Origin of the sequence: Streptomyces sp. BE20, from assembly GCF_036322525.1 — a bacterium.
GTDB lineage: Bacteria > Actinomycetota > Actinomycetes > Streptomycetales > Streptomycetaceae > Kitasatospora.
On sequence record NZ_JAQYWW010000939.1, the window covers coordinates 48,949 to 62,842 of the forward strand.

General features: G+C 76.4%; 10 protein-coding genes and 1 tRNA gene. 2 read left to right on the forward strand and 9 right to left on the reverse strand.

Going from position 1 to position 13,894, the window contains the following annotated elements; all coding sequences use genetic code 11:
* Positions 1 to 134: 134 nt before the first annotated feature.
* The gene (locus tag PUR61_RS22255) at positions 135 to 872 is read right to left on the reverse strand and encodes an MIP family channel protein (RefSeq protein ID WP_329881044.1); all 738 of its coding nucleotides are present in this window, start codon (positions 870 to 872) and stop codon (positions 135 to 137) included.
* 419 nt (positions 873 to 1,291) lie between these two features.
* On the opposite strand from PUR61_RS22255, the gene PUR61_RS22260 reads away from it, so the two are divergent.
* Entirely contained in the window at positions 1,292 to 2,140 is an 849-nt protein-coding gene (locus PUR61_RS22260) for a hypothetical protein (protein ID WP_329881045.1), read from the forward strand.
* 203 nt (positions 2,141 to 2,343) lie between these two features.
* Here the strand turns inward: PUR61_RS22260 and pgm are convergent, their stop codons facing one another.
* From pgm to PUR61_RS22275, 3 genes are all read right to left on the reverse strand, one after another.
* Positions 2,344 to 3,993 carry a phosphoglucomutase (alpha-D-glucose-1,6-bisphosphate-dependent) gene (gene pgm / locus PUR61_RS22265; RefSeq protein WP_329881046.1) on the reverse strand — a complete coding sequence of 550 codons (1,650 nt, stop codon included), beginning with the start codon at positions 3,991 to 3,993 and terminating at the stop codon, positions 2,344 to 2,346.
* Positions 3,994 to 4,241: 248 nt separating this feature from the next.
* On the reverse strand, positions 4,242 to 4,541 hold the full coding sequence (locus PUR61_RS22270; RefSeq protein ID WP_329881047.1) for a YciI family protein: 300 nt from the start codon (positions 4,539 to 4,541) through the stop codon (positions 4,242 to 4,244).
* 155 nt (positions 4,542 to 4,696) lie between these two features.
* Positions 4,697 to 4,776 (reverse strand) — tRNA-Tyr (locus tag PUR61_RS22275).
* A 355-nt stretch (positions 4,777 to 5,131) separates the two neighbouring features.
* On the opposite strand from PUR61_RS22275, the gene PUR61_RS22280 reads away from it, so the two are divergent.
* On the forward strand, positions 5,132 to 6,679 hold the full coding sequence (locus PUR61_RS22280) for an FAD-binding protein (RefSeq protein ID WP_329881048.1): 1,548 nt from the start codon (positions 5,132 to 5,134) through the stop codon (positions 6,677 to 6,679).
* A 58-nt stretch (positions 6,680 to 6,737) separates the two neighbouring features.
* On the opposite strand, the gene PUR61_RS22285 is transcribed toward PUR61_RS22280, so the two are convergent.
* The 5 genes from PUR61_RS22285 to PUR61_RS22305 all read right to left on the reverse strand — a co-directional run bounded on the left by PUR61_RS22285 (position 6,738) and on the right by PUR61_RS22305 (position 13,835).
* Positions 6,738 to 7,157 (reverse strand): GNAT family N-acetyltransferase, encoded by a 420-nt coding sequence (locus PUR61_RS22285; RefSeq protein WP_329881049.1) that lies wholly within the window; start codon positions 7,155 to 7,157, stop codon positions 6,738 to 6,740.
* Positions 7,158 to 7,327: 170 nt separating this feature from the next.
* Positions 7,328 to 8,542, reverse strand: coding sequence for an MFS transporter (locus PUR61_RS22290; protein WP_329881051.1), 1,215 nt, complete (start codon positions 8,540 to 8,542; stop codon positions 7,328 to 7,330).
* Positions 8,543 to 8,668: 126 nt separating this feature from the next.
* A complete protein-coding gene (locus PUR61_RS22295) occupies positions 8,669 to 9,142 on the reverse strand; it encodes an RrF2 family transcriptional regulator (RefSeq protein ID WP_329881053.1) in 474 nt (157 codons plus the stop codon).
* Between the two features lie 86 nt (positions 9,143 to 9,228).
* On the reverse strand, positions 9,229 to 12,156 hold the full coding sequence (locus PUR61_RS22300) for a bpX6 domain-containing protein (protein ID WP_329881054.1): 2,928 nt from the start codon (positions 12,154 to 12,156) through the stop codon (positions 9,229 to 9,231).
* Positions 12,153 to 13,835 carry a hypothetical protein gene (locus tag PUR61_RS22305; protein WP_329881056.1) on the reverse strand — a complete coding sequence of 561 codons (1,683 nt, stop codon included), beginning with the start codon at positions 13,833 to 13,835 and terminating at the stop codon, positions 12,153 to 12,155. The genes PUR61_RS22300 and PUR61_RS22305 overlap by 4 nt, the downstream gene beginning before the upstream one ends.
* Positions 13,836 to 13,894: the final 59 nt, after the last annotated feature.

Genomic DNA, 13,894 nt, shown 5'->3' on the forward strand with positions numbered 1-13,894 from the left:
ACGCCGGGCCGCGCGCCCGGCCTCGGACACGCCGGAAGGCCCGGCCCCGACGGCTCGTTCGAGCGTCGGGGCCGGGCCTTCCGGGAGGCTCACGCACGGGGCGCCGGGGCGGCGCCCCGGCAGCGACCGCGAGGTCAGCGGTCGGCGGCTGCCGCCCGCCGGTCCGTCGCGAGCGCCTCGGCGGCGGCGATGTTCGGCTGCGGGTGGGTGAGCAGGTGCGCACCGGCGGCGAGGGCGCCGCCGACCAGCGGCGCGAGGATGAACAGCCACAGCTGGGACAGCGCCGCGCCGCCCGCGAACAGCGCCGGACCGAAGCTGCGCGCCGGGTTGACGGACGTCCCGGTGAGCGGAATCCCGACCAGGTGCACCACCACGAGCGCCATGCCGATCGGCAGGCCGTCGAATCCGGTGGCGGCCAGGCGGTGGGTGACCGCCAGAACGACGAAGACCAGGAGGAAGGTCAGCAGCACCTCGGCCAGGAACGCGCCCCCGAGGTTGATGTGCACGGCGGAGCGGTCGCCCCAGCCGTTGGTGCCGAGCTTCTCGTGGGTCTGGAGGCCGGGTATCTGCTTGGCGAGCACCAGCACCAGGGCCGCGCCGGCGATCCCGCCGAGGAACTGCGCGACCCAGTACGACGCGGCGGTACGCCCGTCGATCCGGCGGGCCAGCAGGAACCCGAGGGTCACCGCCGGGTTGACGTGACACCCGGAGATCGGGCCGAACGTGTACGCCAGGGCGAGCAGCACGAAGCCGAACGCCAGCGCGATCCCGACCGATCCGATCGCGTCCCCGGCCACCACGGCGGCGCCCACCGCCAGCAGCACCAACAGCAGAGTTCCGAGAAACTCGCCGACCACCGCACGCCTGTCCATCTGGCCTCCCGACCGCATCACTCCGAACGGCACCGCACCGCCCGAACCCGGCTCACCCTCGGCAGCCGAACGGGGCAACGCATCTCGATCGAACGCCTGCGCGCCGAGATCCTGAAACACCGGACGGACTAACTGCTCCAGTCGGGTGAACCGGACATATCGCCACACTATAGGCCATCCGGCCTGCGACCTCACCTCGACAGCGGGCGCGCACCCACCCCGCCACCACCCGTCGCGAACACCGACCCGGCCCGCGACCGGAGCTGACGGTCCCTGGACGAACGAACCCGACCTGACGGTCCCCGCCCGGCAGCCCCGCGCCACCCCACCCGGGCTCCCACTCCCACCCGCCTCCCGTCCCGAGGCCCGGGCGGCGCGGCGCGAGGACCCGCCGCGCCGTCGGCCCGTACGGTCTGCGCATGTCCTTCGGTCTGCTGTCGGCGCTGCTCGCCGCCCTGCTCACCGGTTCGGCCACCGTGCTCCAGGCGGTCGGCGCACGCCGCGCCGCAGCCGGCCGGCGGCCGGGCGGGGCCGCCGCGCTCGCCGGAGCCTTCCGCCAGTGGCCGTTCCTGGTCGGAGTCGGGATGGACATGCTGGGGTTCGGCGCCGAGCTGATCGCCCTCGAACGGCTGCCGCTCTACGAGGTCGAGGCCGTCCTGGCCTCGGCCCTCGCCGTCACCGCCGTCGGCTCGGCCCGCGTCCTGCGGGTGCGGCTGCGGCGCAGCGAGTGGGCCGGGGTGGCGGCGGTCTGTGTCGGGCTCTGCGTCCTCGCCCTCACCGCCGGGCGGGACGGACCCGGCCGGGGCAGCCCGGCGCTACGGCTGGGCGTCCTGCTCGCCTCGGTCCTGCTGATCGGCGTGGGCTGGCTGGTGGTGCGGTTCGCCGGAGGCCGCAGCGCGCCGTTCCTCGGGCTGGTCGCCGGCCTCCAGTTCGGCGTCGTCGGCGTCGCGGTGCGGGTCCTGCCGGACGCCCGACCGCCCGACCTCCTCGTCGAGCCCTCCGCCTACGCGATCGCCCTCGCCGGGCTGGGCGGCTTCAGCGCGCTGACCTGGGCCATGCAGACCGGTTCGGTGACGGCCGCGACGGCGGCCATGGTGCTCGGCGAGACCCTCGGTCCGGCCGTCATCGGCGTGTTGCTGCTCGGCGACCACACCCGCCACGACGCGATGCCGCTCGCCGTCGCGGGCTTCCTGGCGGCGGTGGCCGGTGCGCTGACCCTGGCCCGGTTCGGGGACGCCGAGCAGCCGTCCCCGGCCTCCGCGCGCTGATCGGGCCCTTCGACACCGCGCCGGCCGCTGCCCGGGCGGCCGGCCGGTCCGGGTCGTGATTGGCCTTGCGGGACCACCGCCCGGGGATCACCCACCCGGGGAACGGCCGCCCGACCGACGGACCGGCGCGTGCGGGCCACCGGCGGTCCGGCCGGTGGGCGGTCGTCACCCACCGGCCGGGCCGCACGTGCGGCGGGGATCGGTCAGTCCGTCTGGCCCGCGAGCACCTCGTTGACGAGGGTGCGCGCCTCCTCCTGGACCCGGGCCAGGTGGTCAGGCCCCTGGAAGGACTCGGCGTAGATCTTGTAGACGTCCTCGGTGCCCGACGGGCGGGCGGCGAACCAGGCGTTCTCGGTGCACACCTTGATGCCGCCGATGGCCGCGCCGTTGCCCGGGGCCTCGGTGAGCACGGCGGTGACCGGCTCGCCCGCCAGGTCGCCGGCCCGGACCTGGTCGGCCGACAGCCGGGACAGCAGCGCCTTCTGCTCGCGGTCCGCCGGGGCGTCGACCCGGGCGTAGGCGGGGGCACCGAACCGCTCGGTCAGGTCGCGGTAGTACTCGCTGGGCGTGCGGCCGGTCACGGCGGTGATCTCGGCGGCCAGCAGGGCGAGCAGGATGCCGTCCTTGTCGGTGGTCCAGACCCCGCCGTCGCGGCGCAGGAACGACGCGCCGGCCGACTCCTCGCCGCCGAAGGCGATCGAGCCCTCCAGCAGGCCGTCGACGAACCACTTGAAACCGACCGGCACCTCGACGAGCTGCCGCTTCAGGTCGCCCGCGACGCGGTCGAGCATCGACGAGGAGACCAGCGTCTTGCCCACCGCCGCGTCGGCGGGCCAGTCGGCGCGGTGTCGGTAGAGGTAGTCGACGGCGACCGCGAGGTAGTGGTTGGGGTTCATCAGGCCGCCGTCGGGGGTGACGATCCCGTGCCGGTCGGCGTCCGCGTCGTTTCCGGTCGCGATGTCGTACTCGTCACGGCGGGCGATCAGCGAGGCCATCGCGGCGGGCGAGGAGCAGTCCATCCGGATCTTGCCGTCCCAGTCCAGCGTCATGAAGCGCCAGGTCGGGTCGGTCACCGGGTTGACCACGGTCAGGTCGAGGCGGTGCGTCTCGGCGATCCGCCCCCAGTAGGCGACGGACGCGCCACCGAGCGGGTCGGCACCGATCCGCAGGCCGGCGGCCCGCACCGCGTCCAGGTCCAGGACGGAGACCAGGTCCTCGGTGTAGGCGGTGACGTAGTCGTGCCGACCGGTGGTCGGCGCGGCCAGGGCCCGCGCGTACGGGACCCGCTTGACGCCCCGCAGGCCCTCGCGGATCAGGGCGTTGGCGCGGTCCTGGATCCAGCCGGTCGCCTCGGACGGGGCCGGGCCTCCGCTCGGCGGGTTGTACTTGAACCCGCCGTCGCGCGGCGGGTTGTGCGACGGGGTGACCACGATGCCGTCGGCCAGCGCCCGGGGGCTGCGCCGGTTGTGGGTCAGGATCGCGTGCGAGACGGCGGGGGTCGGGGTGTAGCCGTCTGCGCTGTCCAGCAGGACGGTGACGCCGTTGGCGGCCAGCACCTCGACGGCGGTGGCCGTGGCCGGCTCGGACAGGGCGTGCGAGTCGGCGCCGAGGAACAGCGGGCCGGTGACGCCCCGCGCGGCCCGGTACTCGCAGATCGCCTGGGTGGTGGCGGCGATGTGGTCCTCGTTGAACGCCGCGTCCAGCGAGGAGCCGCGGTGGCCCGAGGTGCCGAACGCCACCCGCTGGCCCGGCTCCTCCGGGTCCGGGTGCAGCGTGTAATACGCCGTCACCAACCGCGCCACGTCCACCAGGTCGCCCGGCTGCGCCGGCTGCCCGGCCCGTACGTGTGCCATTGTCTTCTCCCACCAGATTTCTCGCCGTGCGCCGGCCAGCGGCCCGGCGCTTCCGTGCCCCGTGCTCACCGATCGTAGCCAGTGGACGACCGCCGGCCGTACCCGGGCGGGGCCGCCCGGCGAGGCGGGTCGGGTGGGACCGGCGGACGCGCTGCACCGGGCGGACGCGTCGTCGGACCGCTCCGGGGCCCGGGCCGGACACCGGTACCGGCCGTGCGGCCCCCGGCACGGCGGTGGCGGGCGGGATCTCAGGCGGGGAGCCGCTGGCGGTGCGCTTCGAGGACGGGGGCGACGGTGGTCGCCAGGAACTCGGTCACCGTGTACTCCACGAGGCCCTCCACCACGAAGGGGTCGGTCCGGGTGACCGCCTCGATCGCGGCCCGGTCGTCGCCGGTGGCGAGGATGACGCCGCCGTCGCGGGGGACCTTGCGGCCGGAGGCCAGGAAGGTGCCGTCGGCGTAGTGCCGGCCGAGCCATTCCACGTGGGCGGGGAGGGCCGCGTCGATGCGGTCGAGGGACGCGGTGTAGGTCAGCTCCAGAACGAACATGCGGCCAAGGCTAGCCGGGCGCAGGTGAGCGCCGTTCCACCGGGCACCGCTCCCCGACGGAACGTCACGCACCGTCGGCGCAGGGCCGTTCGGCCGGATTCGCCGGCCGTGCCATGACGATGCCCCGGGCCGTGGGGCCCGGGGCATCCCGAGGGTGGGCGAGGATGGATTCGAACCACCACAGCCGAAGCGGGGGCTTTACAGGCCCTTGGGCTCTCCCAGGCCCAGCTCGCCCTCGGTTTCTCTCTCGTCGCTCTCGTCTCTCTCGTCGATCGCGATGTCTCTACTCTCCCCCGGCCCCGCCAGGCCCGACAACCGGTTTTCCGGCCACGGCCGTTCCGTGCCGGACACCGCCCCGGAGGGGCTTTCCGGCTGGTCAGCCGGGTGGCGGTGGCGACATGTACGTGTCCGGATCAATGCGTTCGCCCCCCTCATGTGGTGTAGACCACTCCGGAGCCGACCACGGCCGCCGGGGGCGCGCCCGAACACCGGCCCCGTTCGCCGCCCTTGAGGGACCGATGACACGTGTACGCGCCGACGGCAATGCGATACAACACTGACAATATGACGATTGATCGGAGAAATCTGAAATGAGCAAGTCATCCCTGCCCCGCCGCGGTCTGCTCGTCGGCGCGGCGGCGACGGTGATCGGCTGGAACACCGTCGGCCGCTCCTGGGCCGTCGCCGCCGGGGACTCCGCTCCGGCCGGAACGCCCGCCACCGGGGCCGGTGCGAGCGGTGCGCCCGGCGTCGCGGCCGGCTCCGCCCTGGCCACACTGCCGCGTCTGGACGGGACCGTGGTGGCCGATGCCGGCACGCTGGCGCGGTTCGGCGGGGACTTCGGGCACCTGGTGACCGCCGCGCCGCGCGCCGTCCTGCACCCCGGCTCGGTGCGGGACGTCGCCGAGGTGGTCGCCTTCGCCCACCGGCACCGGATCCCGGTGGCGATGAACGGCCAGAGCGGCACCGGCGCCACGGCGGAGCTGGAGTCGCACTCCAGCTACGGGCAGGCGTCCGCCCGCGGCGGCATCGCGATCGACGCCCGCGGCCTGGACCGGATCGTCCGGATCACCCCCGGCCGGGCCGTGGTGGAGGCCGGCGTCACCTGGGCCCGACTGACCGAGGCCGCACTGTCCCAGGGCTGGACGCCCCCCTGTCTGACGGACTACCTGCACCTCTCCGTGGGCGGCACCCTGAGCGTCGGCGGGATCGGCGGCGGCGTCCAGCGGTTCGGGCTCCAGGTGGACACGGTCGAGTCGGTCGACGTGGTCACCGGCACCGGCCGCCTGGTCACCGCCTCCCGCACGTCCGAGCGCGAGCTGTTCGAGGCGGTCCTCGCCGGCGGCGGCCAGGCGGGCATCATCGTCCGCGCCACCCTGCGCCTGGTCCGGGCGCGCGAGCGGGCGCTCGTCTTCAACCTGTTCTACGACGACCTGTCCGCCTACCTCGCGGACCAGGAAAGGCTGATGGCCGAGCGCCGCTTCGACCTCCAGGTCGGCGAGGTCGTGCGGAACGCGGCCGGCACCGGCTGGCGCTACAAGGCGGAACTCGTCGCCCACTACGACGGCGCCGCCGTACCGGACCGGGCGGCCCTGCTGCGCGGCCTGCGCTGCGTCGCGGCCGAGACGACGGTGGTCGACCAGACGGCGCGCGAGTACGCGTTCCGGGTGGACGGCTTCGCCGGGTACCTGAAGGCCGCCGGCCTCTGGGCGCAGCCCAAGCCCTGGCTGAGCCTCTTCCTGCCCGCCTCGACGACCGCGACGTTCATGCGCGAGGCCACCGCGCTGCTCACCCCGGACGACCTGGGCTCCGGGCTGCTGCTCTTCTACCCGTACCGAAAGGACGTGCTCACCCGCCCGATGGCCGTGATGCCGGACGAGCCGGTCGGCTTCCACTTCGACCTGCTCTCCTTCCCGGCCCCGGGCGCCGACCACGCCGCCGCGCTGCGGCGCAACCGCCGCCTGTACGACCGGGCGGTGGCGCTGGGCGGCACGCGGTACCTCATCGGCGCGATCCCGGACATGACCCGGTCCGACTGGCGGCGCCACTACGGCACCCGGTGGGGGCGCGCGGTGGCCGCCAAGCGCCGCTTCGACCCGGCGGGCATCCTCACCCCGGGCCAGGGCATCCACGCCTGACCGGCCGCGGGCCCCGTCCCGCCCCGCCCTTCGGCGGGACGGACCGGGGACGCCGCGCTCACACCAGGCGGTGCATGCCCACGGAGTACGGTGCGGTCTCCACGAAGCCGTACTTGGCGTAGAGACGGTGGGCGTCGCCGTCGGCGATGAGCGAGACGTAGGCGCCCTTGGGCGCGCGGTCCTCCAGCTCGGCGGTGAGCCGGGCCATGATCCGTGCGCCCAGGCCCCGGCCCTGGTGGGCGGGGAGCACGCAGACGTCGGCGATCTGGAACACCGATCCGCCGTCGCCGATGATCCGGCCCATGCCGACCGGCTCGCCGTCGAGGCGCACCGTCACGCCGAACCAGGTGTTCGGCAGCCCGGCGGCCACCGCCTCGGCCGGGCGGTCGCTCATGCCGGAGGCGGTGCGCAGGTGCCGGAAGGTCGCGACGTCCGGCACGCCCGGCCGCACCTCGTAAGGGTTGGAATCGACATTCATGGATTACATGATAGTCAGGCCGACGCCCCCCGACCACGGGCGGACCCCGACGGGGGAAGGCTGCCCGGTGTCGATGAACGCGGACCTGCCCCTACCCACCGGGACATCGTCCAGCCGTAGGGCCTCGGCGACGAAGTGCACGATCACGGCCCCGGAGCCGCGACAGCTGTCTATCCGTTCCGGTCGGCGCGTGGGAGCGTCGCGGCCGTGAGGAGCAGGTACAGGAGGGCGAGCAGGGCCAGCCCGGTGGCGGTCGCGTACAGCGCGGCGGCGCCCGAGTGGACGGTCAGGCCACCCGACAGGGTGCCCGCGCCGATCCCCGCGTAGATGGCGGACGAGTTCAGTGCGACGACCAGCGGCGCCTCCTGCGGCGCAGCGGCGATCAGCCGGTGCTGCTGCGGCGGCGTCTGGCACCAACTGCTCGATCCCCAGGCCAGTGCGAGCAGCCCCACCAGCACCGGCGCGCGCGTGCCGCTCGCCGCCAGCAGGCCGAGCCCGCCCAGCGCGACCGCCATCACGAGGTAGCCGGCCGTCAGCACCCCCACCCCGCCCAGCCGGTCGGTGGCGAGCCCGGCCCCCAGGTTGCCGAGCACCGCGCCGACCCCGTACAGGCCCAGCGCCCACGCGGCGTCGCGGGCCGTCAGCCCCACCGCCGCCAGCGCCGGCACGCTGTACGCGTACACCGTGTACGCCGCCGCCATGCCCAACGCCGTCAGCGGCAGGATCGCCCGCACCGCCGGCCGGCGCAGCACCGCCAGGCGCTCGCGCAGCGCCACCGCCGGACCGCCGGGCAGCGCCGGCAGCAGGAGGGCAACGGCCCCGGCGGCGGCCAGGGCCAGACCGGCCACCGCCGCCAGCGCCCACCGCCACCCCGTCCACTGACCGGCCAGCCCGCCCAGCGGCACCCCGAGCGCGGTCGCCGCCGTCAGCCCGCCCACCACCACGGCCAGCGCCCTGGCCCGCCGTTCCGGGCGGGCCAGGGAGGCCGCGACCGCCCCCGCGTTGGGCGTGAACGCCGCCGCGGCCCCGGCCGCCGCCACGCGGGTGGCGAGCAGCGCGGCGAAGGTCGGTGCGAGCGCGGAGGCCAGGTTGGCCGCCCCGAGCCCGGCCAGTGCCGTGACCAGCAGCGTCCGGCGCGGGACCCGGGCGGTCAGGGTGGCGAGCACCGGGGAGAGCAGGGCGTAGGCCGCCGCGAAGACCGTCACCGCCTGTCCGGCGGCCGACGTCGAGACGCCGAGGTCGGCGGCCAGTTCGGGCAGGAAGCCGGCCACCACGAACGCGTCGGTGCCGACGGCGAAGGTGCCGAGGGCGAGCACCGGAACCACCCCGGCACGGCCGCCTCGGGGTTCGGCCACCGCCGCCCGCGTTAACGAGACATCAGACATCCCGATTCTCCTTCCTGGAAGGCCCGGCCGGACGGCCGGGCCGCATCGGTTCGGGCCAGGTCGATTCGGGCCAGGTCGATTCGGGGGTGCAATGAACAGGACGGCGCCGGGCAGGCCGGTGCGGCGTCAGGAACCGAGGCGCTCGTGGAAGCGGCGCATGCGCGCCGGGGCTCCCGCCGGACTGGCGGCGAGCAGGTCGGCGACGGTCTGCGCGGCCAGTTCGCGCCGCCACGCCAGCTCCGCACGCCGCATCGCCCCGGCGACGCCGCACGGCTTGGCGAAGTCGCTCGCCGCCGCCTCCGCTCCCGCGCCCCGCTGCCGGATCTCCGTGCACCGGAACGCCTCGGTGGTGCCCTCCACCGCGGCCACCACCTCCATCAGCGTGATCCGCTCCGGCGCCCGGGCCAGCCGGTACCCGCCCCGCGCGCCCGCCACCGACGCCAGCACCCCGGCCCGCACCAGCGGCTGCAACCGCTTCTTCAGGTACACCGGCGGAAGCTCGAAGATCTCCGCCAACCGCCCTGCCGGAATCGGCGCCTGCTCATCGAGCCACGCCAACGCCAGACAGCAGTGCAGGCCCCACTCCACACCCTCACCCATCAGCACAATCGGGATACTACACGTCCCCGTTACCGCCCCGCATGACGCCGGGTCGCCTCGCCGACCGGCCGCTCCGCTCCGCTCCGTCAGACGGTCACCCGGACGTTGGCCAGGAGGGTGGCGCCGTCGGCCGAGGTGGCGAGGACGCGGCCGGAGCGGTGCCGGTAGGTGACCGCCCCGGCGTGGCGGCGGACGCCGATCCGCGACGGGTCGGCGTCCGGGAAGACCGCGGTGAGGGCGGGGCCCCGGGCCGGGCCGGTGCCGGCGTGGAGCCGCAGGCCGGCGCCGTCGGACAGCGGCACGGTCACGGCCCAGTGGTCGCCGTCGGTGGCGGGGGCGTCCGAGGCCGCACCGTCGAGTCGCAGTCGGACGGTCGGCAGGCCGGAGGTCCAGCAGAGGGTGGTGATCCCCGGGGCCTCCCCGGTCGGCGCCGAGGCGGCGAGCAGGCCGCCCGCGGCGAGGGCGGCGGGTTCGAGGTGCGGCTCGGCCAGGGCGTCGTCCACCCGGAGGCGGGCCCGCAGCTCCCAGCCGGGCAGGTCCCAGCGCCAGACCTCGGTCAACGGGGAACCGTCGGGCAGGGAGGACCGGACGACGGCCGCGCAGCCTCCGGGCGTGCGGTTGATGCGGCCCACCAGCCGCTGCCCCACCACGAGTTCGCGCCAGACGACGGACGGACGGGGTGCCAGGGTGTCGAGCACCGCGATGCCGTCCGCGTCCTCGGTGATCAGGTGCCGGCCGTCGAAGGAGGACGCGAACTGCCGGGCGCGCAGGGTGGTCCAGGGGCGGACGGCGCGGGTGACGAGGTCGAGGCGGGACACCTCCCGGAGGTCGCCGTAGTCGGCGACCAGCAGGGCGACGGCGCCGTGGTCGGCGAGGACCAGCCGGTCGGCGGGCGTGTCCCAGGATGCCCGGGTGCGGCCGTCCGGTCCGATCAGCCGCACTCCCGCCTGGCCGCAGGCGACCAGCAGCAGGCCCGAGGCGAGCAGCGCCGCGTCCAGGACCGGGAGCGTGCCGGGCCGGTCGGCGGCGGTGTACGCGGGGGTGACGCCCGCCGGGCGCGGCGCGGGCCGCGGGCGGGCCAGGTCCTCGGCGACCAGCGGGTCGGCGCGGAGCAGGAGCCGGTCGAGGAGGGCGTCCGCGGCGCGGGCGCCCGGCCCGGCGTCCGGCCCGCCGATTCCGCCGTCGCGAACGGCCGCCAGGGCGGCGGCGGTGGCGAGTTCACGGTCGGCGGCGGGGTCGGCGGCGGGCATCTCGGCCAGGGTGGTGGCGAGCGCGGTCCGGCCGCTGCTGCGCGGGTCGCCGTCGCCGTCGAGGACGGCGCGGGCGAACGCCCGGGTGGACTGCCCGACGCCGAGCGCCAGCAGGTGGGGCAGCGCCCGGCCCCGGTCGGGCCCGCCGAGGGCGACCGCGTCGCGCAGGTCGGCGACGACCGAGGGGCGCAGCGCCTCGTCCGGCCAGGCCGCCTCGACGGCGCCGAGCCGGTCGCCGGCCGCGCGGCGGTGTTCGGCCCAGGCGGCTCGCAGTTCGCGGCCGGCCGACGGGTCGGTGGCGGCGAGGCGGACGACGGCCGCGGCGAACGCGGACCTGCGGTGGGCGGTGCGGACGGCGCGGTCGCGTTCGCCGGCCCGCCACCAGAGGCGGACCACCAGTTCGGCGGCGAGGTCGCGCCCCTCGGCGAGTTCGGCGGCCTGGGCGGAGCGGTCGTGCCGGTCGAGCAGGGCGACCGCCTCGGCGGGCGCGTCGAGGAGGTCGGCGAGGACGAACGCGGCCTCGTCGATCCGGCCCGCCTTCTCCAGCCGCTCGGCGGCGTGCCGGTAGAGGGCGGTGAGGTGCTGGTGCGAGGTGGGGCCGTGGAACGGTGAGGCCACGGCGAGGGCATCGCTGCGCGGGGTGGCGCGCAGGGCGCCGGTGAAGCGCCGGGGCAGGCCCAGCGAGAGCCAGGGCCGCCCGGTGTCGTCGGAGGCGCGCGCGGCGAGCGGCAGGGCGTCGCGCAGGGCGTCGTCCCAGCGGCGCTGTTCGAAGGCCCGGGTCAGCTCGCGCAGGTAGCGGAGGTGCCGGCGGTGGAGCGACCGGGCCGCCGGGGTCCGCAGGGTGAGGCGGGCGAGCAGGTGGCGGAGGACGGGACGGCGGGTGCGGGCGGACCTGCGGGCGGACCCGCGGGCGGGGCCGGTCGCGGCTCCCGTGGCCGCCCCGGCGGTGGCCCCGGCGGTGGCGTTCCCACCTTCCGTGCCACCGCGGTGGCCGCCCCGGTCGCCGCGGATCAGGTGGTAGGCGACCGTCAGGACGAACCAGAGGGCGAACAGTCCGACGATGCGCGGCCCCTGGTCCACGACCAGGTGGGCCCGGTCGGAGAACAGGACCAGCCAGCCGACGCCCAGCAGGACGAGGGCGGTGGCCAGGTACGCGAGCCGGCCGGCGGGCGTGGCCCGGACGGCGCGGACGGGCCCCTTCCAGGAGCCCTGCCCGGACGGGGCCTCGGAGCCGCCGGTCTCGGCGGCGAGCCGGCCGGCCCGTACTGAGGGCGGCAGGATGCCCGCCGCCGCCCGCAGGTCCGGGCGCGGGCGCGTCGGCACGGCGTCCACGACGGGTGCGGCCTCGGGCCCCGCGGCGGCGCCGACCGGGCGCGGGCGGTGCAGGGTGAGACCGGCCGGGGACAGCCAGCCGGACGGGTCCGTCGCCGTCAGGCCGGCGAGGGGCCGGGTGATCGTCCGTCCGGCCTCGACGAGGACGAGCCGGCCGGGGCCGAACGGTCCCGCGGCCGCCCCGAACGCGGCGAGCGTGCCGTCGGCCGCCGCCCGCAGCGGCAGCCCGGGGGCCCGGTCGACCCGGACCGCCACGGGTTCGGCCAGGACCAACAGCCAGCGACCGTCCGGAAGTTCACGCAGCTCGGTGCCGTCCCGCCAGTGCGCCAGGACGCGGTGGACGGCCTCCGCCCGGCCGATCACGGGCACGTCGAGGACGAACCCGGCGGCGGTGACGGTGGCGCGCGGGGAGAGTGCCGTGCCGGGGCTCACCGGTTGCTCCAGAGGAAGTGGCGGATCCGGCCGGTGACGGCGTCGCCGATCACGATCCGGCCGGAGGCCGTCTCGGCGGCGATCAGCGGCAGGGTGGGGTGCAGGGCCGGCTGGGTCGGGCCGCCGGAGAACCGGCTCAGCGTGCGGACGCCGTCCGCGCGGACCGCCCGCAGCGTGCGCACGCCGGGCGACCAGGTGATCAGCGCGGGCTCGCGGCGGTCGTGGACCAGACCGAGCACCTCGGCGTTCTCCCGGAAGGAGAGCCGCCGTTCGTCACCGAGCCTGGTCCAGACCGTCCACCTCTTGCCGTCCTCGGACCAGGCGACGGTGCCTCCCGCGTGCAGCAGGTGCCTGGCCCGGGCGGCGTCGGGCTGCAACCTCCGCTCGAAGAGCCGCGGTTCGCGGAACCGGTTGAAGTGGCTCGGGCTCTCGGCGCCCCGGCCGACCGGCCCGTCGTCGGTGACCGTGCCGTCGGCCGCGAGCCGCCGCCAGCGGCCGGCGACCGGCAGGAGCAGGTCGCCGCCGGTGCGCAGCAGCGGCAGGAGCGGCCGGGTCAGCAGTCGCGCCAGCTCCGCCCCGTCGAGGCCGAGGTCGGCCGGATCGGCCCGGTAGTCGCCGGGCGAGCCGAACGGACGGCCGCTGACGTACGGGATCAGGTGCCCCTTGCGGAGCTGGAGGGCGATCAGCCGCCGGCCGGCCCGCCCGGCGGCGACCACCGGCCCGTGCAGCCGGTGCCGCTTCGCCCGGAGGACGGTGGGATGCAGGTGGTCGGTGTCCGGGATGCCGACGGCCAGCAGGACGTCCGTGCTCGCGCCCCGGGCGACCAGGGTGCGGGACTCGGTGGTGAAGGCGGGCAGCGCTCCCCCGGTCGCGCCGAAGGCCTCGGACGGGGGGACGGCCGGCGGGGCGCCGGGGCCGCTGCGGCGGAACTCCGCGCCGCGCAGCGCCCGGACGGCGATCTCGCCGGCGGGCAGGGCCAGTTCGACCTGGGACCGGTCGATCAGCACGGTGACGTGGGTGGCGCCGGCCGCGCCCCAGCGGGTCGTCTCGCTCGTCAGCACCCGGGGCCGGGCGGGGAGGCGGGCGGCGAGCCGGGGTGAGGTGAGCAGCCAGGCGTGGTCGGCGGCGTCCAGTGCCTGCCGGGCGCGGTCCACGTCCTCGGGCGTCGGGTCGGCGGGCCGGCGCGAGCGCAGCCAGGCGGGCAGCAGCTCGGCGAGGTCCCCCGTGAGCCACCGGTCGGGCGGGTCGCCGAGGACGCCCACGACGAGTTCGGTGCCGCGTACGGCGGCCCGCCGGTGCAGGACGAGCAGCGCGGCGAGCTGGACCAGTCGGCCGGGCCCGGCCTGGGCGGGCCCGGTGTCGACCAGTGCGACGGTCCGGCCCCGGCTGACCGGGGTTCGGAACTCGGGTGCGAGGTAGAGGAGTTCACGGTCCGCGAAGCGGCGCAGGAACTCGTCGGGGTACTCCTCGGCAAGCAGCCATTCGGTGGGCAGCAGCTGGTCCGGCCGGCCGGTCCGGCCGAGGCCGCCGAGCCCCTCCGGGCTGCCCGGGCCGTCGGCCACCGGCTCTCGTTCACCCACCAGGGAGTCGAGGTGGCGCAGCAACGGCCCGATCGCGAGGGCGAGTTCGGGGGTCAGCGCGGACAGCGTGCCCGCCCAGGGCGCCAGCCCGACGGGCATCCGCCCGGGCCCCACAACTCGCCCGGCCCCCACCGTTCGCCCGGCCTCCACGGGCGCCC

Coding starts and splice junctions, on each gene's coding strand:
- PUR61_RS22285 (WP_329881049.1), bottom strand. CDS start 7,157: ATGAATGTCGATTCCAACCCTTACGAGGTGCGGCCGGGCGTGCCGGAC.
- PUR61_RS22295 (WP_329881053.1), bottom strand. CDS start 9,142: ATGGGTGAGGGTGTGGAGTGGGGCCTGCACTGCTGTCTGGCGTTGGCG.
- PUR61_RS22305 (WP_329881056.1), bottom strand. CDS start 13,835: ATGCCCGTCGGGCTGGCGCCCTGGGCGGGCACGCTGTCCGCGCTGACC.
- PUR61_RS22290 (WP_329881051.1), bottom strand. CDS start 8,542: ATGTCTGATGTCTCGTTAACGCGGGCGGCGGTGGCCGAACCCCGAGGC.
- PUR61_RS22270 (WP_329881047.1), bottom strand. CDS start 4,541: ATGTTCGTTCTGGAGCTGACCTACACCGCGTCCCTCGACCGCATCGAC.
- PUR61_RS22280 (WP_329881048.1), top strand. CDS start 5,132: ATGAGCAAGTCATCCCTGCCCCGCCGCGGTCTGCTCGTCGGCGCGGCG.
- PUR61_RS22255 (WP_329881044.1), bottom strand. CDS start 872: ATGGACAGGCGTGCGGTGGTCGGCGAGTTTCTCGGAACTCTGCTGTTG.
- pgm (WP_329881046.1), bottom strand. CDS start 3,993: ATGGCACACGTACGGGCCGGGCAGCCGGCGCAGCCGGGCGACCTGGTG.
- PUR61_RS22260 (WP_329881045.1), top strand. CDS start 1,292: ATGTCCTTCGGTCTGCTGTCGGCGCTGCTCGCCGCCCTGCTCACCGGT.